This window comes from Paenibacillus glycanilyticus (assembly GCF_030161375.1).
Taxonomy (GTDB): Bacteria; Bacillota; Bacilli; order Paenibacillales; family Paenibacillaceae; genus Pristimantibacillus; species Pristimantibacillus glycanilyticus_B.
The window spans coordinates 285,666-306,754 of the sequence record NZ_BSSQ01000010.1 but is presented as its reverse complement, the minus strand read 5'-3'; the positions used below and the strand labels follow the sequence as shown (position 1 = coordinate 306,754).

18 protein-coding genes are annotated in these 21,089 nt (G+C 52.4%); 16 read left to right on the top strand and 2 right to left on the bottom strand.

Features of this window, described 5'->3' with window-relative positions; translation table 11 throughout:
- Positions 1-401: 401 nt before the first annotated feature.
- The 6 genes from QQK89_RS12490 to QQK89_RS12465 all read left to right on the top strand — a co-directional run bounded on the left by QQK89_RS12490 (position 402) and on the right by QQK89_RS12465 (position 6,104).
- The gene (locus QQK89_RS12490; RefSeq protein ID WP_284238896.1) at positions 402-1,412 is read left to right on the top strand and encodes an ABC transporter substrate-binding protein; all 1,011 of its coding nucleotides are present in this window, start codon (positions 402-404) and stop codon (positions 1,410-1,412) included.
- 14 nt (positions 1,413-1,426) lie between these two features.
- A complete protein-coding gene (locus tag QQK89_RS12485) occupies positions 1,427-2,221 on the top strand; it encodes an ABC transporter ATP-binding protein (RefSeq protein WP_284238895.1) in 795 nt (264 codons plus the stop codon).
- Positions 2,214-3,080: an ABC transporter permease gene (locus QQK89_RS12480; RefSeq protein WP_434481669.1), complete on the top strand. Its 867-nt coding sequence runs from the start codon at positions 2,214-2,216 to the stop codon at positions 3,078-3,080. The genes QQK89_RS12485 and QQK89_RS12480 overlap by 8 nt, the downstream gene beginning before the upstream one ends.
- 38 nt (positions 3,081-3,118) lie before the next feature.
- Positions 3,119-4,087, top strand: coding sequence for an aromatic acid exporter family protein (locus QQK89_RS12475; RefSeq protein WP_284238894.1), 969 nt, complete (start codon positions 3,119-3,121; stop codon positions 4,085-4,087).
- Between the two features lie 107 nt (positions 4,088-4,194).
- Positions 4,195-4,752 carry an outer spore coat protein CotE gene (locus QQK89_RS12470; RefSeq protein ID WP_284238893.1) on the top strand — a complete coding sequence of 186 codons (558 nt, stop codon included), beginning with the start codon at positions 4,195-4,197 and terminating at the stop codon, positions 4,750-4,752.
- Positions 4,753-4,898: 146 nt separating this feature from the next.
- Positions 4,899-6,104: a putative amidoligase domain-containing protein gene (locus tag QQK89_RS12465; protein ID WP_284238892.1), complete on the top strand. Its 1,206-nt coding sequence runs from the start codon at positions 4,899-4,901 to the stop codon at positions 6,102-6,104.
- A 27-nt stretch (positions 6,105-6,131) separates the two neighbouring features.
- Here the strand turns inward: QQK89_RS12465 and QQK89_RS12460 are convergent, their stop codons facing one another.
- Positions 6,132-7,130: a CgeB family protein gene (locus QQK89_RS12460; protein WP_284238891.1), complete on the bottom strand. Its 999-nt coding sequence runs from the start codon at positions 7,128-7,130 to the stop codon at positions 6,132-6,134.
- A 51-nt stretch (positions 7,131-7,181) separates the two neighbouring features.
- Positions 7,182-8,183 (bottom strand): CgeB family protein, encoded by a 1,002-nt coding sequence (locus tag QQK89_RS12455; RefSeq protein WP_284238890.1) that lies wholly within the window; start codon positions 8,181-8,183, stop codon positions 7,182-7,184.
- Positions 8,184-8,393: 210 nt separating this feature from the next.
- Here QQK89_RS12455 and mutS point away from each other — a divergent pair, with 210 nt between their 5' ends.
- From mutS to QQK89_RS12405, 10 genes are all read left to right on the top strand, one after another.
- The gene (gene mutS, locus QQK89_RS12450; RefSeq protein WP_284238889.1) at positions 8,394-11,093 is read left to right on the top strand and encodes a DNA mismatch repair protein MutS; all 2,700 of its coding nucleotides are present in this window, start codon (positions 8,394-8,396) and stop codon (positions 11,091-11,093) included.
- 33 nt (positions 11,094-11,126) lie between these two features.
- Positions 11,127-13,199 carry a DNA mismatch repair endonuclease MutL gene (gene mutL, locus QQK89_RS12445; protein ID WP_284238888.1) on the top strand — a complete coding sequence of 691 codons (2,073 nt, stop codon included), beginning with the start codon at positions 11,127-11,129 and terminating at the stop codon, positions 13,197-13,199.
- Complete coding sequence (locus tag QQK89_RS12440) at positions 13,196-13,987, top strand: class I SAM-dependent methyltransferase (protein WP_284238887.1); 792 nt, start codon at positions 13,196-13,198, stop codon at positions 13,985-13,987. Before mutL ends, QQK89_RS12440 begins: the two co-directional genes overlap by 4 nt.
- Positions 13,968-14,975 carry a tRNA (adenosine(37)-N6)-dimethylallyltransferase MiaA gene (gene miaA, locus QQK89_RS12435; protein WP_284238886.1) on the top strand — a complete coding sequence of 336 codons (1,008 nt, stop codon included), beginning with the start codon at positions 13,968-13,970 and terminating at the stop codon, positions 14,973-14,975. The genes QQK89_RS12440 and miaA overlap by 20 nt, the downstream gene beginning before the upstream one ends.
- The gene (hfq, locus tag QQK89_RS12430) at positions 14,972-15,214 is read left to right on the top strand and encodes an RNA chaperone Hfq (RefSeq protein WP_015844208.1); all 243 of its coding nucleotides are present in this window, start codon (positions 14,972-14,974) and stop codon (positions 15,212-15,214) included. Before miaA ends, hfq begins: the two co-directional genes overlap by 4 nt.
- A gap of 154 nt (positions 15,215-15,368) precedes the next feature.
- A complete protein-coding gene (locus QQK89_RS12425) occupies positions 15,369-17,900 on the top strand; it encodes a penicillin-binding protein 1A (protein ID WP_284238885.1) in 2,532 nt (843 codons plus the stop codon).
- A 69-nt stretch (positions 17,901-17,969) separates the two neighbouring features.
- Complete coding sequence (locus QQK89_RS12420) at positions 17,970-18,587, top strand: peptidylprolyl isomerase (RefSeq protein WP_284238884.1); 618 nt, start codon at positions 17,970-17,972, stop codon at positions 18,585-18,587.
- A 194-nt stretch (positions 18,588-18,781) separates the two neighbouring features.
- Complete coding sequence (locus QQK89_RS12415) at positions 18,782-19,333, top strand: DUF402 domain-containing protein (RefSeq protein ID WP_284238883.1); 552 nt, start codon at positions 18,782-18,784, stop codon at positions 19,331-19,333.
- Positions 19,330-19,989 (top strand): YdcF family protein, encoded by a 660-nt coding sequence (locus QQK89_RS12410; RefSeq protein WP_284238882.1) that lies wholly within the window; start codon positions 19,330-19,332, stop codon positions 19,987-19,989. The genes QQK89_RS12415 and QQK89_RS12410 overlap by 4 nt, the downstream gene beginning before the upstream one ends.
- Positions 19,990-20,108: 119 nt before the next feature.
- Positions 20,109-21,089, top strand: a complete 981-nt coding sequence (locus QQK89_RS12405; RefSeq protein WP_284238881.1) for an AAA family ATPase — start codon at positions 20,109-20,111, stop codon at positions 21,087-21,089.

Below are 21,089 nucleotides of genomic sequence, written 5' to 3'. Positions count from 1 at the left end.
GTTTGAACTCCTCTGTATACCTTTGCCGTTGCTCACCCATGTGAACAACTCCTGTTAAGACCATTATGTTAATTCTCTTAACTGTTGTCCACTTTTCATTCTAGTTGCAAAAAGCCTGCTACTCGTCGGAAGAAAGCGGACAGTGTACCTTGAAGCGGCTGTAGCAGGCAAAAAGCCTGCTACTCGTCGGAAGAAAGCGGTCAGCGTACTTTGAAGCGGGCTGTAGCAGGCAAAAAGCCTGCTACTAGGGAGGGGGCGCCAATTTGGCTAGTGGGGCAACCCAATTGCTATAACATTCTCATAATTGGTTATTTATGGGAATGTTCGGAATTCACCGTCTATTTATCTGCTGCATAGGCTATTGTACTTACTTAATTTGAGTAATAACGGGAGGTTTACTGATGAAAAGAAAGGTATGGCTGTCGCTGCTCCTAGTTGTGGTGCTGACGACGATGGCTGCGCTTGCCGGCTGCGGCAAAAGCAGTTCAGAGAAAACAAAGCTTACGATCGGCGAAGTAACCAGATCGGTATTTTATGCGCCGGAGTACGTAGCTCTAGCGAAAGGCTTTTTTGCCGATGAAGGACTGGACGTTACGCTAACGACAACGGCCGGCGGAGACAAAACGATGACAGCTTTGCTGTCCAACACGATCGACGTGGCACTGGTCGGTTCGGAAACGTCCATCTACGTGTATCAGCAAGGTTCGGATGACCCGGTCATCAACTTTGCCCAAGTCACGCAAACCGACGGCACGTTCCTCGTTGCCCGCAATGACGCCAACTTCGACTGGAACAACCTGAAAGGTTCTACCTTCCTTGGCCAAAGAAAAGGCGGCATGCCGCAAATGGCCGGCGAGTTCACGCTGAAAAAGCATAATATCGATCCTCACGCGGATTTGGAGCTCATCCAAAACGTCGATTTTGCGAATATCGCTCCTGCGTTTGCTTCCGGTACAGGCGATTATGTACAGCTGTTTGAACCAACGGCTTCCGTATTCGAGAAGGAAGGCACGGGCAAAGTCGTAGCATCGTTTGGCGTTGAGAGCGGCCACTTGCCTTACACCGTATTTATGGCTAAGCAAAGCTACATCAAGAAAAACACGGCGGTAATCCAATCGTTTACCGATGCTCTGCACCGTGCGCAGCTGTGGGTTCAGGAGAATGACGCCGCGGCAATCGCCGAAGTCGTTGCTCCATATTTCGATAATGTGGACAAAGAAATTCTGATCAGCTCCATTGACCGTTACAAACAACAAGGCTCCTATGCAACGGATCCGATTATTGACGAAGGCGAATGGAATAACCTGCTTGACGTTATGACATCGGCCGGCGAGCTGAAAGAACGTACGGAGTACAGCAAAATCGTGGATAACAGCTTTGCTGAAAAGGCGATTGAAGACGTGAAAAAATAAGGGGGACTTGTGCGATGGCTGGCGATGATAATCGGCTGGAGCTTAAGGATGTTTCCCATGTCTATGTCAATGACAAAGGAGCTTCCTTGGCCGTCGAGAATTTGAATTTGACGGTTCGGCGCGGTGAGTTCGTCAGCCTCGTCGGTCCAAGCGGCTGCGGCAAAACGACCATTCTTAGCATGCTTGCGGGCTTATTTCCTCCAAGCGGAGGACAGGTGCTTCTGGCGGGAACGCCTGTCCTTGGTCCGTCTAAGCTGGTCGGCTATATGCTGCAGCAGGATTTCTTGTTTCCGTGGCGGACGATCCGGGATAACGCGGCGATTGGTCTTGAAATTACAGGCGTCAAAACAAAACAATCGCTAATGGAAGTAGACCGGCTGCTATCGGAGCTGGGGCTGCCAGGTTCGGGCGGCAAATATCCGCATGAGCTCTCCGGAGGGATGCGGCAGCGTGTTGCACTGGCGCGAATGTTGGCTACGAATCCGGAAGTGATGCTCCTTGACGAGCCTTTTTCCGCACTTGATCTGCACATTAAGCTGCAACTGGAGGATCTGGTCGACGAAACGTTGAAGCGTCTAGGCAAAACAGCCGTGCTGGTTACCCATGACTTGGCTGAAGCCGCGGCTATGAGCGACAGGGTTATTGTGCTCGCCGCAAATCCGGGCAGGATTGTGAAGGAACTTGTCGTGCCGGAGGAGATCCGGCAGGCGACGCCGATGGAGGCACGCAAGCTGCCTGGCTTCCAAGACGTATTTGATCAGCTGTGGGCTGAACTGAACCGGGCGGAAGGAGGCGAAGCGCATGCCTGAGAAACAATATCGCGACCAAGAAGCTATGCTGTCCGGCGTCGAAGAAGACCGCGAGAGCGGACTTAAGAAACTCCATACGCAATATAAACAAAAGGCAAGGCGCGTAACAGCGGCAGTTGGCGCGACTCAGCTTGCCATTCTTCTATTATTTATCGCGTTATGGGAAGCGGCAGGCAGACAAAAGTGGATTGATCCGCTTCTGTTCAGCTACCCGACCAAAATTCTCAATCAGCTATGGAGTTCCATGGCCGACGGTTCCATCTGGCCGCATGTCGGCATGACGGTATCCGAGACGATCATCGGATTTTTGCTGGGTACCTTGGTAGGAACGGGGTTGGCGGCCCTGTTATGGTGGTTTCCTTTCCTCTCGAGAGTATTGGATCCGTATCTGGTAGTCTTGAACAGCTTGCCGAAAGTTGCGCTTGGTCCGCTCTTTATCGTAAGTCTTGGACCGGGTTTTACTTCGATTGTGGCAGTGACTTTGTCGATCACGGTTATCATTACAACGATTAATATATACAACAGGTTTAAAGAGATCGAAGCCGGATATATCAAGGTAGTCCGTTTGTTTGGCGCGAGCAGAACGCAACTGTTCAGGCTGGTCATCCTGCCCGCCTCTTTTCCGGTTATTATCTCGGCGCTTAAAGTCAATGTCGGGCTTGCCTGGATCGGGGTTATCGTCGGCGAGTTTCTGGTGGCGAAGCTTGGACTCGGCTACCTTATGATCTACGGGTTCCAAGTGTTCAACTTTACCCTCGTATTGTCAACGTTGATTGTCATTGCCGTCGTCGCAACGATCATGTACCAGCTTGTGGCGATATTGGAAAGAAAGTTGACGTCAGGCTGGCGGGAGCGTTAGGATAGTCGTATCAATCTATCCGAACGTGAGGGAAATAAGTGGGTATTCGCATTATCAAAACAGCGTTAGCAGCCATTATCGCCATTTATACGGCCGTCTATTTGAAATTGGATCCGCCTCTTGGCGCGGGTATTCTTGCTATTCTCGGTGTTGAAGTCAGCCGCATGAAAGGGCTGAGAAGCGCTGTCCAGCGTTTCGTTGCTTCTTCGCTGGGACTTTTTTTTGCTTCTTTGGTGTTTACAATCTTTGGTTTTCATATTTGGGTTGTGGCTTTATTCATTATGATAACCTTTCCGATCTTGGCACGGTTCCAACTGAAAGACGGGATTGTGACGAGCGCGGTAATCGTGTTCCAGCTGTTCGCGCACGGCGAGGTTACTGTGGATGTGCTGGAGAACGAAGTGCTGCTCATGCTCGTGGGTCTAGGCTGGGCGACGGTAATTAATTTTATCTACATGCCGAAGGATCAGCATTTGCTTGAATCGCTCAAAGGCAACGTTGAAGATTTGTTTGGAGCTATTTTTACCGAGATGGCATTAACGCTTCGCAATCCAATCCATATTTGGAACGGCAGCGAGCTTCTAGAGGGTCATAGGATTATAGAAGAAGGTGCCCGGCGCGCGGTGCTGAACAAGGAGAATCGCTTATTTGGACAGGAGCATTATTGGTCCACTTATTTCGAGATGCGGCGCCTTCAGCTTGAAATTTTGCAGGCTATGTTAGAAGAACTGGCTCTCGTCTACGAGAAGCTGCCGCAGAATGAACCGCTCGCGGAGCTGCTGGAGCTGCTCTCCGGGGAAGTGAAATCCGAAGTATACCGCGGCGTTACGGAGAAACGCTTGTCCGAATTGAGACAGATGTTCAAGGCGATGGAGCTGCCGCGCACGCGCGATGAGTTCGAAGTACGCGCCGCTATTTTGAAGATGACGCTGGATCTCGAAAGATATTTGGCAATTGCCAAACGATTAAAGAAAAGAGATGTCATGTTAGACAAAGCGATGCCATAAAATAAAGAGGGATAAAATTCGTGGCGGCGCGGGAAAAGATTCAGTCACCCTAGACGAATGACCTGCATACACTTTAAATGAATGATTGTATGGAGGAGGTTAAATCGATGACATTTGCAGATAAACAGCTACAAGGTAGAGAGATTATAACGAAAGCTGTCTGCGGGAAAGGTCGTAAGTTTTCCACTGTCTCTCATACCGTAACACCGCCTCATCACCCGACCAGCATATTGGGTGCGTGGGTTATCAACCACCAGTATGAAGCGGTTCGATCGGGCGACGGAATAGAGGTAATAGGTACTTACGATCTCAACATTTGGTATTCTTACAGCAAAAACTCACAAACAGACGTAGCAAAAGAAACCGTTCATTATGTAGAACATGTGCCTCTTTCTTATTTGGATCCTAAGCACCGTTCCTCTACGGAGGAAGTTTCCTCTGACTGCATTCAAGAGCCTAACTGCATTGAAGCTAATATTTCTTCAAGCGGTTCCGGTGTTGTAGTCCGCGTAGAACGCGAGTTTACGGTTGAAATGGTCGCCGAGACAAAAGTTTGGGTAGCCTGCTTCCCGGGCGGCTACGATGACGGCAAAGAGCTTGAGTTCGGTCTCGGCGACGGGGATTACGAGGATCTGGATCCAGACTTACTGGACGACGAACTGTAAGTCAGATCCGCTTCTGTACTGTAAGATATGCCGCTTCGGCGGCAAATTCGAGGGCGAAAGCCCTCTTTTTGTTGAATTCATTTAATTTGGGCTTTAGGCTTCTGATTCGACATGGTTGACGATAACCGGAAAAAGAAGGTGGCGGTATGGCGGGCAATCGGCTGAACCGGCCGGATGAGGCAGAACGGAAAAGGCCGGCTTTGTCAGAAGCTGACATGCAGGCAAGATGGCTTCGCGCCGGTATTTACCGCGCGCCGCAGGAGGATGAGCGGCTGTACCGGGTAAGCGTAGCCGAATTGGTGCTTCTTCAGGTGGAGCGGATCAACAAGGCCGGCAGGCCAATAGGCACTGGCGAGCCCATTACGGCAGCCGTTGACGGGGAAGAGGCGATATGGCCTACTGACCCGGTGCTGCGCCGTGTAATTCGGAGGGCAATAGCCGGGTTGTATGCGGTTGGGATCGATATAGGCGAGGCGGATGTTGCGCTTCACGTTGACGGGCGAGTGTCGATGAGAGCGGTGAGGAGGCTGAGAAATCAGCTGTATCCAGCTACAAGGCCCGTACCGGAAGCTGCGTCGTTGCTTATTGGCGCCGATCCGGAATTTGTGCTCATCAAGCCGGACGGCAAGGTTGCCCATGCTTCCCGGTATTTAGGCGGCCCGCGAGGCGCTGCGGGCAGCGATTCGATGCTGATCAGGCGGCGGCTGATGTACCCCATCGCCGAGCTACGGCCCGATCCGGCCGCGGACCCGGCCGCGCTTGCGGCGGGCATTCGCCGGCTGCTGCTTCGCGCCGCCGGGCTTGTCCGCGACAAGGGGCTCCGCTGGGCCGCGGGAGCGATGCCCGTGCCGGGGCTTGCGCTCGGCGGGCATATTCATCTCAGCGGCGTGCGGCTGACGCCTCGCCTCTTAAGGCTGCTCGACAGCTACGCGGCGTTCCCGCTGGCTCTTGTCGAGGATCCCGCCGGCCGCGGGCGTCGCCCCCGCTACGGCGTCCTCGGGGATTACCGCCAGCAGCCGCATGGCGGTTTCGAATACCGCACGCTGCCGAGCTGGCTCGTGTCGCCGGCCGCGGCCAAAGCCGCCTTCGCGCTTGCGCTTCTCTGCGCGTGCGAGGCGGATGCGCTGGCCTACATACCGGCTCTTGACGAGCGGTATGTCGCAGCGTATTACGCCGGCGACCGCGCGGAGCTCGCCGGCTGCCTCGACCGTGTCGCCGCATCGATGGCGGCGACGGAAAGCTATGCCGCGCTAGCGCCGTACATCGAGCCTCTGCTCGATGCGGCAAGGCGCGGCGCCACCTGGGATGAGCGGGCTGATATCCGCGTCAAATGGCGCATTCCGCGCGAATAATCTTTTCCATGAAGCGTTCGTACTTTTTTATTCACCGATGTCTTTGTCGCTTATAACCCCATGTTTCTTCAGCGTTTCGAGCATGCTCTTAGCCCGTTCCGTATACGAATGGGTGTCGATGGCTTTGCGGCCGCTCTGCCTCACCTGTTCCCGTTCTTTCGCATTTGCGAGATAATGCCGGACCAGCTTTAAAGTCTCCTGCGGCGTAGAAGACAGCGCGGCATCGCGGCCGTGCTGCAGAAGTTTTCTGACGCCGCCTGTGTTGCAAGTGAGCAGAAAACCGCCAGAACCAACGATCTCGTACGTACGCTGCGTCGCCATGTTTTTGTAGTTTTGCAGCCCCAGCATAATTTTGGCGGAGCTGTACACTTTGTTGGCATCTTTGTAAGCGATCGGCTTCTTGATCCAGCTGGCAGGCAGGGAACGGCCGAGAAACGGCTTCATTAAGTGCCAATTGCGTCCGTAGAAATGAATGCGGTAGCCTGCCTTGAGGAGCGGCTTAATTAGGATATCTATGGCTTGGCGGCGATAATGGCGGGGGTAACGCTTCAGGACATCGGGATAGGCGTTGGCGACAACCGCGATATCCGCCTTATATTTCGGAACGGGGCGAACCGCATGATGAATGCCGGGGTGAAAAGCAAAGTCCATATACTCGCAAGGATAACCCAGCTGTCTGAATTCGGAGACGGTATTGGGCGAGATCGTAAACACGTAGTCCGGGTTCACTCTTTTTAATAATGGAATGGTAAATGCCTTCGTGAAGTTAGGATCTTCCGTCGACCAATAGACAAGGGGCAGGTTGTAGTCGTCCGCCAGACGCCGAACAAGCCTCTGCTTGGCGGGAGTATGATCATAACCCCAGCCGACATAAATAAGCAGATCGGGCTTAAAAGCATTGATTTGACGAATGACCGATGTTTGGACGACCGGCCCTGACATCTCGACCTCATGCCCTAAATCCCGCAGGCCATCCGGTAGACCGTACCGCCATATCCCTCCGCGTTCCAGAAACAGTACTCTCATCTTAAGCAACCTTCTTTCGGATGGCGATCCTAATTGCCTGCCTTTATTGGTCTATAATTGAACGTCAATAATCCCTTCCTCGCTCAGCGTGCGAAGAAGATACTCGGCCCGAACGGTATAGGAGTATGCGGCTGCCGCTTTGACGGCATTGGTCCTGATCTGCTCCCTAAGTTTGGGCTGTTTATCGTAATGGGCAATAAGCCGGGCCGTTTCTTGCTCGGAGCCCGTCACGAGAAGATCGCGGCCAGGCGTGAACCATTTCCGCACTTCGGGCGTATCGTCGGTAATCAACAAGCCGCCTGAAGCCAATATTTCGTATGTCCGCTGTGTAAGGCGATCCGGTGAATTTTGCGGGCCAAGCACGTAATCCACGGAGCTATAAACTTTGCATGCCTCTTGATAGGGCAGGTAGTCGTGAATCCGCGCGGAAGGAATCGCTTTGCTGAAGATCCGTTTCATCCTGCTCCAGGAGCGGCCGTACAAGTCGGTCTTGTTGCCGGAAGCGAGAAAAGGATTGACGAGATTCCGAAGCGATTGGAACCTGTAGTTAAGGGGGTTTTTCCGGTATAGCCGGGGATACCCGTTCGCCACAAGCGCGGCCGTTCCCGCATATTTCCGAACGGCAGGTACTCTCCGGTGAACGCTTGAATCGCTTCCAAAGTCCAGATGGGCAGCCCGGATTCCTGCTTGTTTGAATTTCTCAACGGTCGGCCGATGAATGGAAAACACAAAGTCCGGTTTGGTGCGCTTGATCAAAGGCAGGGATAACCGGTTCGTATAACCGGGATCTTCCGTCGACCAATAAATAAACGGTTTTTTTGCATATCGAACGAGCGAAGCGATTCGCTCTTGTTTTTTTATGCTGTCATTTGACGGCGTCCAGCCGATCGCGATGATGAGATCCGGCCTAATATTATCAATGGCGCGGTACGTCAGCTTTTGCGGCAAGCGGGTCACGACTTCATGTCCGAGTTTCCGGAATCCGTTTGGCAGGCCGTAAATCCACATCGGATGGTTTTCCAGGAACAGGATGCAAAGCTTGCTTTTGCTCATGCGTCTCCCTCGATTTCGGCTCTAGTTACTGGTCATTGTATTCACTTCGCAAGCCGTGGTATAGGCTTTCTCCCATAATCGCCGGGCTTTTTCTACGGCTGCTGCCCGCGGCAAAGTCCGTTCAGGTTGGCTTGCCGCAATCGGCTTGGTATAATAGCATGATGATGTTTTTATGGAACATACAACGCTATTAACCTGGGAGGGGCAACAGTGGCTGGTTACACCCCGATGATTCAACAATATCTTGCAATAAAAGAACAAGCGAAAGACGCTTTTCTATTTTTCCGTCTCGGCGATTTTTACGAGATGTTTTTTGACGATGCGGTTAACGCGTCGCGCGAACTTGAAATTACATTAACGGGCAGAGAGGGCGGCGCTACGGACAAAATTCCGATGTGCGGCGTACCTTATCACTCTGCCGAGAATTATATTGCAAGGCTTGTAGAAAAAGGCTATAAGGTTGCGGTCTGCGAGCAGGTTGAAGATCCGTCCGCGGCCAAAGGCGTCGTGCGCCGGGAGATCGTCCGCACCATTACGCCGGGTACCGTGATGGAATCCAAATCGCTATCCGATAAATCCAATAACTTTATCGTTTCCGTCGGATCGGTATCTACGGCCGCAATCGGCATGGCCGCATGCGATTTGTCAACCGGCGAGCTGTACGTGACTTCGCTTGCGTTCAACCTCGATACGTTAATCGATGAGATCAACGTTTATCAGCCGGCTGAAATCGTGGGCGACGAACCGTTATTGGCACAACTTCGCGAACATGCGGTATGGAACCGTCCGGTGCTGCTGACCGCACGCGAGCCTATGGCAGAGGACAAGCTTCGCGGGCAGTTTGAGTCGGCGCAGCTGGAGGGATTGAACGAAACGCGCCACCGCGCCGTCAGCCTGCTCACGGGTTATCTCGAAGAGACGCAGAAGCGTTCTCTGGGGCATGTGCGCACCATTCGCTCGTACGAACCCAATCAATACATGATTCTGGACCACTACACGCGCCGCAATCTGGAGCTCACGGAAACCGTTCGCGACCGGAGCAAAAAAGGCTCGCTCCTGTGGCTGCTCGACCGGACGCAAACGTCCATGGGAGCGCGACTGTTGCGGCGTTGGATCGATAAGCCGCTGCTTAACCGTGCCAAGATTGAAGAACGTTACGAAGCGGTTGACGCGCTTTACCGGAATTTGATTGCGCGTGACGATATCCGCGGAGAATTGAATCAAATCTATGATCTTGAACGTCTGGTGGGGCGTGTTGCCTTCGGCAGCGCAAACGGCCGTGACATGAATGCGCTGAAAAACTCCGTCCGCCGGGCGCCTCAGCTTGTAGAGCTTGCGCGCAGCGCCGGTTCCGACCGGCTGCGGATGCTGGTTGACGGCCTCGACGACTGCGCCGATCTTGCGGAGCTAATTGAAACGGTGATTGTCGATGAACCGCCAGTGTCCATTCGGGAAGGCGGACTCGTTCGCGCCGGTTACGATGATTATCTGGATCAGCTGCGCGAGGCCAGCACGAACGGCAAGCGTTGGCTTGCCGAACTGGAACGGCAGGAACGCGAAGCAACCGGGATCAAGACGATTAAGATTGGTTTCAATAAAGTGTTTGGCTATTATCTCGAGGTATCCAAAGGCGCTTTGGCTATGCTGCCGGAAGGACGATACGAGCGCAAACAAACGCTGGCGAACGCCGAGCGGTTTGTCACGCCGGAGCTGAAGGAGAAGGAGCGGCTAATTCTGGAGGCCGAGGACAAAATGGTCGATCTGGAATACGCGCGTTTCATCGAACTCCGCGATCATCTTGCGCTGCAGCTGCACCGGCTCCAGCGTCTTGCCGAAGTGGTTGCCGAACTGGACGTATACCAGTCGCTCGCAACGGTTAGCGCGGAGAGAAGGTTCGTTCGGCCATTCATTACGGATCAGTATAACCTTGTTATTGAAGATGGCCGCCATCCGGTCGTAGAAGCGGTGATGGAAGGAGTTCCGTTTATCTCCAACGCAACTGCGCTTCGCGAGGATGAACAGTCGATGCTGCTAATTACCGGCCCTAATATGGCGGGTAAAAGCACCTATATGCGCCAGGTTGCCCTGATTTGCATCATGGCGCAAATCGGATGTTTCGTGCCTGCGAAGGCTGCTGAAATTCCGATGATCGACCGGATCTTTACGCGGATCGGAGCCGCGGACGATCTGATCGGCGGTCAAAGTACGTTTATGGTCGAGATGAAGGATATTCAGCTTATGACGGAAAAAGCGACCGCAAGCAGTCTCGTTATTATCGACGAGCTTGGACGAGGGACGTCAACAAGCGAAGGAATGGCAATCGCGCAAGCGGTGATCGAGTTCGTGCATCACCATATCGGCTGCAAAGCGCTTGTCTCGACGCATTTCCACGAGTTGTCGCATCTGGAAGCAACGTTGCCGAAGCTTGCGAACGCGTGTATGGCAGTTCAGGAAAGCGGGGATCACGTAACCTTCCTCCGCAAGCTGATTCCAGGCGCTGCAAGCACAAGTTACGGGGTTTATTGCGCTAGACTTGCCGGACTTCCGAATTCGATTATTGACCGGGCGTACATGCTGCTGGAGGATCTGGAAGAGGTCGCTTCAGAGAAACAAGCAGCGGGTTCTGCCGTTGCTCCTGCCGCTACTGTAAGCAAGGTAGCCGAGACGCCGGCAGCTCCGTTCTATGCGGCGGTTAATGAACCGGAACTGGTATTCAAAGAAACCGCTGCAGCCGTACAGCTCTCGATCTTTGACGAACCCGTCCCGCAGCCGCAGGAGCAAGGGCGCCGCAAAGCAACGCCTAAAGCCGAGCAGCTCGCGGAACAGCTTCGGAAGCTTGATTTGTTTAATATGACGCCAATGCAGGCTATGCAATGGCTTAACGAGATGAAGCAGAAGATAAACGATTAGGATAGAAGATGGTAACGGAAAGGAGGGATCCGCATGGGGAAAATTCAGGTGCTGGACGAGCAGCTTGCCAATCAGATCGCAGCTGGCGAGGTCGTGGAACGACCAGCTTCGGTCATTAAGGAATTGGTCGAGAACGCCATTGATGCCGGCAGCTCCGTGATTGATATTACGATTGAAGAAGGCGGATTGTCGTTCATCCGGGTGACCGATAACGGCTCCGGCATCGAGCCTGCGGATATGGAAACCGCGTTTCAGCGCCATGCCACGAGCAAAATTTCTTCGAGCAGCGATTTGTTCAGAATCGCAAGCCTTGGCTTCCGCGGCGAGGCGTTGCCGAGTATCGCGGCCGTGTCGCGGCTCGAATGCGTATCTTCGATTGACTCGTCCGGGCTAGCCCAGCGGCTTGTTATCGAAGGCGGTTCCGTAACGGCGAATGAACCGGCTAACGCCCCTCAAGGCACGGATATGTCCGTGCGGGATTTATTTTATAATACGCCGGCAAGGCTTAAGTATATGAAAGCCATCCAGACGGAGCTAGGCCATATTACCGATTACGTGTACCGGATTGCCCTGGCGCATCCGGGCATAGCCATTACGCTGAAGCATAACGGTTCGGTTCTGCTTCGCACGCTAGGAACGGGGGATCGGTTGCAAGTGATCGCCGCCGTGTATGGAACAAACACGGCGAAGGCGATGCTGAAGGTGGAAGGCGAGACTTCGGATTATGATTTGCGCGGCTATATTTCGAAGCCGGAGCTGACGCGGGCGAACCGCAACGGCATGACGGTTATCGTGAACGGCCGCTATATCCGCAGCCACGCCGTGAATCAGGCGATTTTGCAGGCTTATCATACTTTACTGCCTATTAACAGGTACCCGATTGTGGTGCTGGAGATCGGCATGCACCCGAGTCTCCTTGACGTGAACGTGCATCCATCCAAGATGGAGGTTCGGTTCAGCAAGGAGACTGAACTGCGCGCCTTAGTAGAGCAAGCCGTGAAGGAAGCGCTTGGACAGGTGCGCCATATTCCGGGACCGGCGGAGAAAAAGGAACGGGAGAAGCCGTTATTTGTCCAGGATGCGATTTCGTTCCATCGCCCGGATGCGCTCAGCATGCCGTGGGCGCCGGAGCGCAGCGCGTTGCCTAGCAGCAACAATAACGGAGGCAGTGCGTCAGCTAGCGGTTCTACGGCTGTATCGAGCGGCGGGGGATCAGTTCGGCCGTCCTACTCTTCCAACACAGGCGGTTCCAGCTACAATTCCGCCTACCCGCAGCCTCCAAAGCGCGACTATGTGCCAAAGGACGCGACGGAACGGTTATACAAACCAGCCGAGCAGCACGATGTTTCGGTTCGCGAGGTTGCGGCGCCATGGGAGCAGGCAGCCCCTACACTTCAGCAAGCGGAGGAAACGGCCGATGTACCGCTTCCGCAGGATCCGGTTCAGGAAGTCGGGGAACAGCCATCTAGCGGGCCGCAAGACCATCTTGCGCAGGATCAGCAGCAGGAAAGCACTCCTACTTTTCCCGAGCTATATTGGATTGGCCAGCTCCATGGTACTTATATCGTTGCACAGGCGGAAGAAGGGTTATATCTAATTGATCAGCATGCGGCGCATGAACGGATTAATTATGAATATTACTATGAGAAATTCGGCAATCCGGAGGCCGCAAGCCAACAGCTGCTTGTGCCTCTAACACTTGAATTCACTTCGAGCGAATCGGAGCAGCTTCGCGGCATGCTTGGTTTATTCCAAGAGGCTGGCGTGGAGCTGGAGCCGTTCGGGCAGCAGACCTTCCTTGTACGTGCTTATCCGGAGTGGTTCCCGCAAGGCGAAGAGCAAGCGATCATTGAAGAGATGGCCGATTTGCTGCTTAACGAGCGCAAGTCCATTAACATTGCGAAGCTGAGAGAAAAAGCGGCCATTATGTGCTCCTGCAAGGCTTCAATTAAAGCGAACGACCGGAAAACCCGCGAGGAAGGGGAGGCGCTGCTTGCCCGTCTTGCGGCATGCGTTCAGCCTTACACTTGTCCGCATGGACGTCCGATCGTCGTTCATATTTCTACTTATCAGTTGGAAAAAATGTTTAAACGGGTGATGTCATGATTGTAACAACCGCCGACAAGCCGTCGCAGAAGGCGCTCGCCACTGCCAAACGGCTTGCGGAAGAGCTGTCTGCCAAGTACGTGGTACGAGGCAGACAGACGCTTCGCCAGCTGGCGGAGAAGATGGAGCCGATCCGAATGGTCGTCGTGACCGAGAAGGAAGTCCGTTTTTACGACGGGCAGACGGAGTCTCCGCTCTATTTTCATCCCAGCATGGCGTTTGTAAGAGTGAAGCGGCTTCGCCGCGGGGAAACCGATCCGCTCGTCGAACTAACGGGCTGCGAGCCGGGAGACCGCATCATTGACTGTACGGCGGGGCTTGCGGCGGATTCCCTTGTTCTCTCGTACGCAGCAGGCGAATCGGGGGCGGTAACTTCGATCGAGAGCGAGCCGATTCTATGCGCGGTTGTACGCGAAGGGCTGGCTGGGTATCAATCCGGCTTGCCGGATGTGGATGCTGCCATGCGCCGCATTGACATGAAATGCGTGAATCACGCTGATTATTTAGCCGGTCTACCGGACAATAGCGTTGATATTGTCTATTTCGATCCGATGTTCCGCCGGCCGATTCACGAATCAAACGCCTTGGAACCGCTCCGAAATCTCGCTAACGACAGTGCCTTGACCCAAGAGGCCGTTCAACAGGCTATCAGGGTTGCGCGGAAGACGGTCGTTATGAAAGAGCACCGCGAGAGCGGAGAATTTAGCAGGCTGGGTTTTGAACGGCGGCATGTGAACACATCGAAAATTGCATATGGAGTGATAGAGGTTGCAAGAAGCATCAAGTAACAAACGGAAGCAGCCGCTCTTGGTATTGCTTGGGCCGACTGCCGTCGGGAAGACGCAGCTCAGCCTTGATCTCGCCAAAGCATGGAACGCAGAAATTATATCGGGAGACTCCATGCAAATCTATAAAGGGATGGATATCGGCACGGCGAAGCTGCCGCTTGCCGAGCGGCAAGGGATCGTCCATCATCTGATCGATATTTGCCAGCCGGAGGAAGCTTATTCCGTTGCGGATTTCCAGCAGCATTGCAAGACGGAGATTGCGGATATTGCGGCCAGAGGCAAATTGCCTTTTATCGTCGGAGGGACGGGGCTTTATATCGAGTCGGTCTGTTATAGCTTCGAGTTTGCCGAGAACGGTTCTGATCAGGCATTCCGGGACGAGCAGCAACAATTCGCGGATGAACACGGCGCGGAAGCCTTGCACGCAAAGCTGGCGCTAGTCGACCCGCGGTCGGCGGATCGTCTTCATCCGAATGATGTGCGCCGCATAATCCGCGCGCTTGAAATCTACCATCTATCCGGCGAGATGATGTCGGCCCAATTGGAAAGACAGAAAAAAGAATCTCCGTACGAATTATGTCTATTAGGCCTCACGATGGACAGGGGAGTGCTCTATTCGCGAATCGAGCAGCGGATTGATATCATGCTGGAAGATGGTCTGGTCGAGGAAGTGAAAGGGCTGCTTGCCCGCGGTATACCGGCCGATGCAGTTGCCATGCAAGGGCTGGGCTACAAGGAAATTATGATGTACCTGCGCGGAGAATGTACGCTGGAAGCAGCCGTAACGCTGCTTAAACGGGATACAAGGCATTATGCCAAACGCCAGCTTTCATGGTTCCGCCGGATGAAGGATATCGAGTGGATCGACATGGGGGAAAATTTTCACAACAATTTGCAACGGATTCATGGTATAATAGCAGGAAAGTTTCAAGTCAATCTTGAATATACTTCTAATCAATCTTTTTTAGACGGGGGTAACGTCCAATGAACAAATCGATCAACATTCAAGATACGTTCTTGAACCAACTGCGCAAAGACAACATTCCGGTTACGGTTTTCTTAATGAATGGCTTTCAAATCAGGGGCGTTATTAAAGCGTTCGATAACTTCACGATTATTATTGACAGCGAAGGCCGTCAGCAAATGGTGTACAAGCATGCGATTTCGACGTTTACTCCGCAGCGTAACGTATCTTTGATGCAAGACAACAGTGCTTCGGAAGCATAGAACGTAAAGTTAGATGTGAAACTTTCCATTCACATGTAACGTTTAACTTGATAGCGGAACGCAAGAACAACCCGCTCCAGCAGGGTTGTTCTTTTCATTCCGGGGTATATTGTAGGATAGAGACACAGATTTTGGAATTACAGGAGGGAGCCATATGGCTGAACAACCAAGACGGAGCAAACCAAAGGAGAAGCCGCGCGGGACGACGAAGAAAAAGAAAAGAATGACGCCGCGCAAATGGTTTTTTGCAGCCTTCTTCACGGTGGTTATTGCTATCGTCTGCGGCATCATCGGATATTTGTTTATTACGTTGAACGGCGAGCGGATCTTAACGGAAAAGGCGGATATGCTAGAGCTCGGCGAAGCGTCTATCATCTATGACGCTAACGGCAAAGAAGTAACGAAGCTCTACGACGCTAACGCGAACCGGGAAAACGCCGAATACAATGAAATTCCAAAACAATTGATTAACGCTTTTGTCGCCACGGAAGACCAGAGGTTCTTCCAGCACTCCGGGATCGACTTCTTCTCAGTCGGACGTGCGGTAGTGAAAGACGTTATTGCAAGGAGCAAGGTAGAGGGCGGCAGTACGATTACGCAACAGCTTGCCAAGAACATATTCCTGACGGCGGACAAAACCTTCTTCCGGAAAGCAACGGAAGCCTCTATTGCCGTCGCGCTTGAAAATAAATATACCAAAGAAGAAATCATAACAATGTACTTAAACCGGATTTATTTCGGTAAAGGGGTTCACGGAATCAAGGCGGCAGCCGAATATTATTTCGATACGGATTTGAAGGATCTGAAGCTATGGCAGATGGCGACGCTGGCAGGGATGCCTAAGGCGCCTAACCGTTATAACCCAATTAACGATCCCGAGTCTTCTATGACCCGCCGCAGCGTAGTTCTCAAGCTGATGTACGATCAGAAGTACATCTCCGAACAAGAGATGGATGAGGCGAAGGCGGTTGCTTATGAGGCGCCGGCGGATCTGGAAGAGAAAGAAACGGATCCATACAAAGCTTATATCGATTATGTCATCGAAGAAGCGCTAAAAGTAATGCCGGGAATGACCGAGGAGGAGCTGCGAATCGGCGGTTACCGAATCTACACTTCTCTCAACCAAACCGCTCAACAGGCGGTGGAGAAAGAATTCAACGATGACGATAATTTCGAGAAAAGTCCGGATGATCAAAAAGCGCAAGGCGCGATGATCATCATGGATCACCGCGACGGCACCATTCAGGCGATGGCCGGAGGCCGGGATTATGTCCGAAAAGGTCTTAATCGCGTAGAAGTGAAACGTCAGCCGGGATCGGCATTCAAGCCGATTGTTTCCTATGGGCCGGCGCTGGAAACAGGAGACTATTTACCATGGACGGTACTTAATCCGGACTCGCAGAAATGTTTTGGCGACTATTGTCCGAGAGACCCTCATGGAGCAAGCCCTGTGACGATGCAGCAAGCGATCAAAGAATCCCGCAACTTGGCGGCGGTATGGACGCTTAACCAGGTAGGCGTCGGCAACGGTGTCGCTTTTGCCAAGAAGCTTGGCATGGAGCTCACTTCGGAAGACCGCAACCTGGCGATTGCGCTTGGCGGTTTGACGGAAGGGGTAACGCCGCTTCAGATGGCCGAAGCCTATAGCGTGTTTGCCAACGGAGGCAAATCCGTCGATCCTCACAGCATTACGAAGATCGAGAACGCGGAAAACAAGAAGGTGTATACGTACAAGGCTCCGCCATCGAAGCAGTTGATGAAGAAGGAGACGGCTTGGTACATGACGGAGATGATGCAGACCGTCCTGGAAAGCGGCGGAACGGGCACGGGCGCGCGTATCGACCGTCCGGTAGCAGGCAAGACAGGCACATCCCAGCATGGTATCCCGAACTTCAATTCAAGCGCGAACAGGGATGCATGGTTCGTTGGCTATACGCCGGAATGGACGGCGGCCGTCTGGATGGGTTACGATATTACCGATAAACAGCATGTCATTAAGAAGAGCAGCTCGCAGGCTGCAGCGATGTTCGGCAAGGTTATGAAGCAAGCGATGAAAAACGTGCCGAAATCTTCGTTTAAAGAGCCAAGCGGCGTTAAGCATGAAGTGAAGGAACAGGTATCGCCTACTAACTTTAATGCGGTGTATATTCCGGAACAGGCGAAGGTTCAGCTGTCCTGGGCTGCGCCGGAGAATAGCGAAGGAATCACATACCGGGTATACCGCAAGGAGAAGTCCGAATCCGATTTCTCGGTATTCGTAGACGCGGCAACAACTTCGGTTGACGATATGAGCGTATTCCCGGGCATGACCTATCAATATTACGTTGTGGCTTATAATGCCGAAGAGGACAAAGAAAGCAAACCTTCCGAATCGATTACGGTTGAAATACCGGAGACCGAAGTGGATATTCCGGAGCAACCGATGGAACCGGATAAGCCGGATGACGGCGAAATTCCGGGATTGCCGGATGACGGTACGAACGGCGGCGAAGTATCGCCGCCTCCATCCGGAGATCCTAATCAGCCCGTTGAGACGGAGACGCCAGGAAATGGCGGCACCGTGTCACCTAATCCGGGAGGCAACAACGGAAACGGCAATGGCAACGGAACTGCTGGTCCCGACCAAGGCGCGGGAGGGCCGATCGAATCGGCCGATCCTGGCGCGGGTAACAGCAACGCTAACTAGCAGAGGGACCACTGATAACTACAAAGCCGGGAGTGCAGGCGGCAAAGCGTAAGGAGCTGGACGTTACACATGGGCAAGCGGGGGAAATTAGGCTGGAGCACCATCATTCTATTTGCGGTAATGGCGGTATGGTTAACCGGCTGCGGTTCATCCGGGAATTCATCTGAATTGAAATGGGATAAGATGCCGGAAATGTCGATTGATTTAAATAAACAATATACAGCGAAATTTACGACCAACCAGGGCGATTTCACCGTAAAGCTGTACGCAGCGGAATCGCCGGTAACGGTTAACAATTTCGTGTTCCTGGCACGTAACCATTATTATGACGGCTTAACGTTCAACAGCATTATCGAGTCGTATATGATTCAAGGCGGCGATCCCAAAGGCAACGGCACGGGTAATCCGGGCTATTCGATTCCCGACGAGTTCGATACGAGCATCAAGTTCGAACCCGGAGTTGTGGCGATGATGAATAGCGGGAAGCCGAACTCGGGAGGCAGTCAATTTTTTATCTGTACCGGACCTGATTCCGTCAATTTGAATCAGACGCCTACGTACTCGATCTTCGGGAAGGTCGACAGCGGTATGGACACGGTGCTCGCGATCGCCAAAACACCGGTGAACGACAAGCATGTACCGAAGGATAAAGTCATTATTAATGCGGTGACCATTCAGGAATCGTAAGGAACAAGCAAAGGGATAAAGCAGAACGTCTGCTTTATCCCTTCTTTTTTGCGAAAAACAAGGGTGGGGCTTGGTTTATTTTTCATGCGTGCTGGAGAAGAGCGTTAAGTTATGGTAAGCTTTTTACAACGCTATCCATCATCATCGAAAGCCAAGTATCAAAGGCTTATCTCAAGCGGAAAGGTACGTTCCGTATGAAACGAAAATTTTCGGACCGGGCAAACTGGCGTCGCATTATACGCAAAAGCTACAATTGTCTGACGCTCGACAGTGATGAGTTCAAAGGTCTCGTTACGTTTTACAGGATTCATGAGTTGCGCGAGCCGCTGTGGAAGGAATATAACGGGCGGCGTTTATGTCTGGCGGACCGCGGTTATTTGTGGATGCAGCATTTTCCGCGGGGAGAGCATTTTGTCGTAACGACGATGTTTGACGATAAGGGCCGTGTTGTGCAATGGTACATTGATATTTGCAAGACACAGGGACTGACGGATCAGCATGTGCCTTGGTTTGACGACTTGTACCTGGACGTGGTTGTATTGCCGACAGGAGAAGTGTTTTTACTCGATGAAGATGAGCTGGAGGAAGCTCTCCGCGATGGAGAGGTTACTGGGAAAGAAGCGGCATTAGCCCGCAAGACGGCAGGAAGATTGTTGTCCAGCATCCGGAACGGCCGGTTCCGGTATTTCACGCTCAGCTTGAAGCATCGCAAAAGCTTGACGGAGAGAGAGCTTAGAGAATCATGAAAAGTAATGTTCAAACGAGGAGCAAGTCACGCAAACGCCGCGGGTTGCTCCTGTTTCGTCTCTTCATCGGATTATGTCTGATAGGCTTGTTTTGCCTAGGGTATCTGCTGTGGCTCATTAATAGTTATGACGAATCCAAGCCGATTGAACAAGCTGATGCCGCAATCGTTCTTGGCGCGTCGCTTTGGTCGGACAAGCCAAGCCCAGCGCTGAAAGAACGGCTTGATTATGCGGACGAGCTGTACAAGGACGGCAAGGTGGGCATGCTGATCTTAAGCGGCGGGCTTGATCATAACGGTTCAAAGTTGACGGAAGCAGAAGGCATGCGGGTCTATTTGCTTGCGAAAGGGATTCCTTCCGAGAAGATGCTGCTCGACAACGCTGCAAGAAGTACATACGAGAACCTGCTGAACAGCCAAGTGATAGCCGCAGAGCATCATTTGGACAAGCTCCTGATTGTGACGCATGATTATCATGCGCCAAGAGCGATGGAGATGGCTCGATATTTGGACTATAAGAACGTGCAGGCCGCAGCCTTTCATTCCGAAGTGCTGAGCCCGCTTAAGAATCAATCGCGCGAAGTACTTGCGTTCGCCAAGTGGAAGGTGGATGCCGTCCTTCTCCATTTCGGCTACCGTTCTCCTGACTATCCGTAACAAAAACTGTTAATATGACCGAATCCGATAGAATACACTTGTTAGAAGCGGGATATGCCGGGCTTATCTAATCGGCATGGAAACGCTAGTGACGGTGCGAAGGATAGGTGATGCGATAGATGAACGGACATGTCATATCGGGATCGAATAACGGAGCGAGGCCGTCCCGTCAGATCAATGTGGTATTAAGGAGCCAGGAGCCGGTTCAGATGACGGCTTCCGCGCCTGTGGTTGACCATGAGCCATTGCCAGCCGTTAAGCCGCTCCCGCCGGGTGATCATTTCGCCGAGATTCAGAAGGAATTGGAGCCTATGGTCGGGATGGACTCGGTGAAGGCTCTTATTTATGAAGTATATGCGCTTTTATATATAACCCGAATGCGTTCGGAAGCCGGTCTTACCGGCGGTTCCCATGTTTATCATATGATCTTCAAAGGGAATCCTGGGACTGGCAAAACGACAATAGCTAGAATAGTAGCGAAGCTGTTCCAAAAGATGGGCGTGTTGTCCAAGGGACATCTGATTGAAGTGGAACGCGCGGATCTTGTAGGCGAATATATCGGTCATACGGCACAGAAAACGCGGGATATGGTACGCAAGGCAATTGGCGGCGTCCTGTTCGTGGACGAAGCGTACAGCCTTGCCCGCGGCGGAGAGAAAGATTTCGGCAAAGAAGCGATCGATACGCTAGTCAAAGCGATGGAGGATCACCGCAATCAATTTGTGCTGATCCTTGCGGGTTATCCGGCTGAGATTGATCATTTTCTGTTAACTAATCCCGGATTGCCTTCACGCTTTCCTATCCAGATCGATTTCCCGGATTATTCAATTGACCAATTAATCCAAATTTCCGAGCTGATGGCGAAGGATCGGGATTATAATTTGTTGCCGCAGTCCATATTTAAACTAAGGCAACATCTGATCCAAGAGAAGATGAATGATTTATTCTCTTTCAGCAATGCCCGGTACGTTAGGAATCTAATCGAGAAGGCGATCCGTTATCAGGCGGTTAGGTTATTGAATACTTATGCCAACAGTATTCCTCCGAAACAGGAACTGATGTCGATTAAGCCGGAAGATTTCAAGTGGGAAATCAAGTAG

Excerpts from the sequence above, each read along its gene's own strand:
- QQK89_RS12490 (WP_284238896.1), top strand. The coding sequence starts at position 402 with ATGAAAAGAAAGGTATGGCTGTCGCTGCTCCTAGTTGTGGTGCTGACG.
- QQK89_RS12485 (WP_284238895.1), top strand. The coding sequence starts at position 1,427 with ATGGCTGGCGATGATAATCGGCTGGAGCTTAAGGATGTTTCCCATGTC.
- QQK89_RS12480 (WP_434481669.1), top strand. The coding sequence starts at position 2,214 with ATGCCTGAGAAACAATATCGCGACCAAGAAGCTATGCTGTCCGGCGTC.
- QQK89_RS12470 (WP_284238893.1), top strand. The coding sequence starts at position 4,195 with ATGACATTTGCAGATAAACAGCTACAAGGTAGAGAGATTATAACGAAA.
- QQK89_RS12465 (WP_284238892.1), top strand. The coding sequence starts at position 4,899 with ATGGCGGGCAATCGGCTGAACCGGCCGGATGAGGCAGAACGGAAAAGG.
- QQK89_RS12460 (WP_284238891.1), bottom strand. The coding sequence starts at position 7,130 with ATGAGAGTACTGTTTCTGGAACGCGGAGGGATATGGCGGTACGGTCTA.
- QQK89_RS12455 (WP_284238890.1), bottom strand. The coding sequence starts at position 8,183 with ATGAGCAAAAGCAAGCTTTGCATCCTGTTCCTGGAAAACCATCCGATG.
- mutL (WP_284238888.1), top strand. The coding sequence starts at position 11,127 with ATGGGGAAAATTCAGGTGCTGGACGAGCAGCTTGCCAATCAGATCGCA.
- QQK89_RS12440 (WP_284238887.1), top strand. The coding sequence starts at position 13,196 with ATGATTGTAACAACCGCCGACAAGCCGTCGCAGAAGGCGCTCGCCACT.
- hfq (WP_015844208.1), top strand. The coding sequence starts at position 14,972 with ATGAACAAATCGATCAACATTCAAGATACGTTCTTGAACCAACTGCGC.
- QQK89_RS12425 (WP_284238885.1), top strand. The coding sequence starts at position 15,369 with ATGGCTGAACAACCAAGACGGAGCAAACCAAAGGAGAAGCCGCGCGGG.
- QQK89_RS12420 (WP_284238884.1), top strand. The coding sequence starts at position 17,970 with ATGGGCAAGCGGGGGAAATTAGGCTGGAGCACCATCATTCTATTTGCG.
- QQK89_RS12415 (WP_284238883.1), top strand. The coding sequence starts at position 18,782 with ATGAAACGAAAATTTTCGGACCGGGCAAACTGGCGTCGCATTATACGC.
- QQK89_RS12410 (WP_284238882.1), top strand. The coding sequence starts at position 19,330 with ATGAAAAGTAATGTTCAAACGAGGAGCAAGTCACGCAAACGCCGCGGG.
- QQK89_RS12405 (WP_284238881.1), top strand. The coding sequence starts at position 20,109 with ATGAACGGACATGTCATATCGGGATCGAATAACGGAGCGAGGCCGTCC.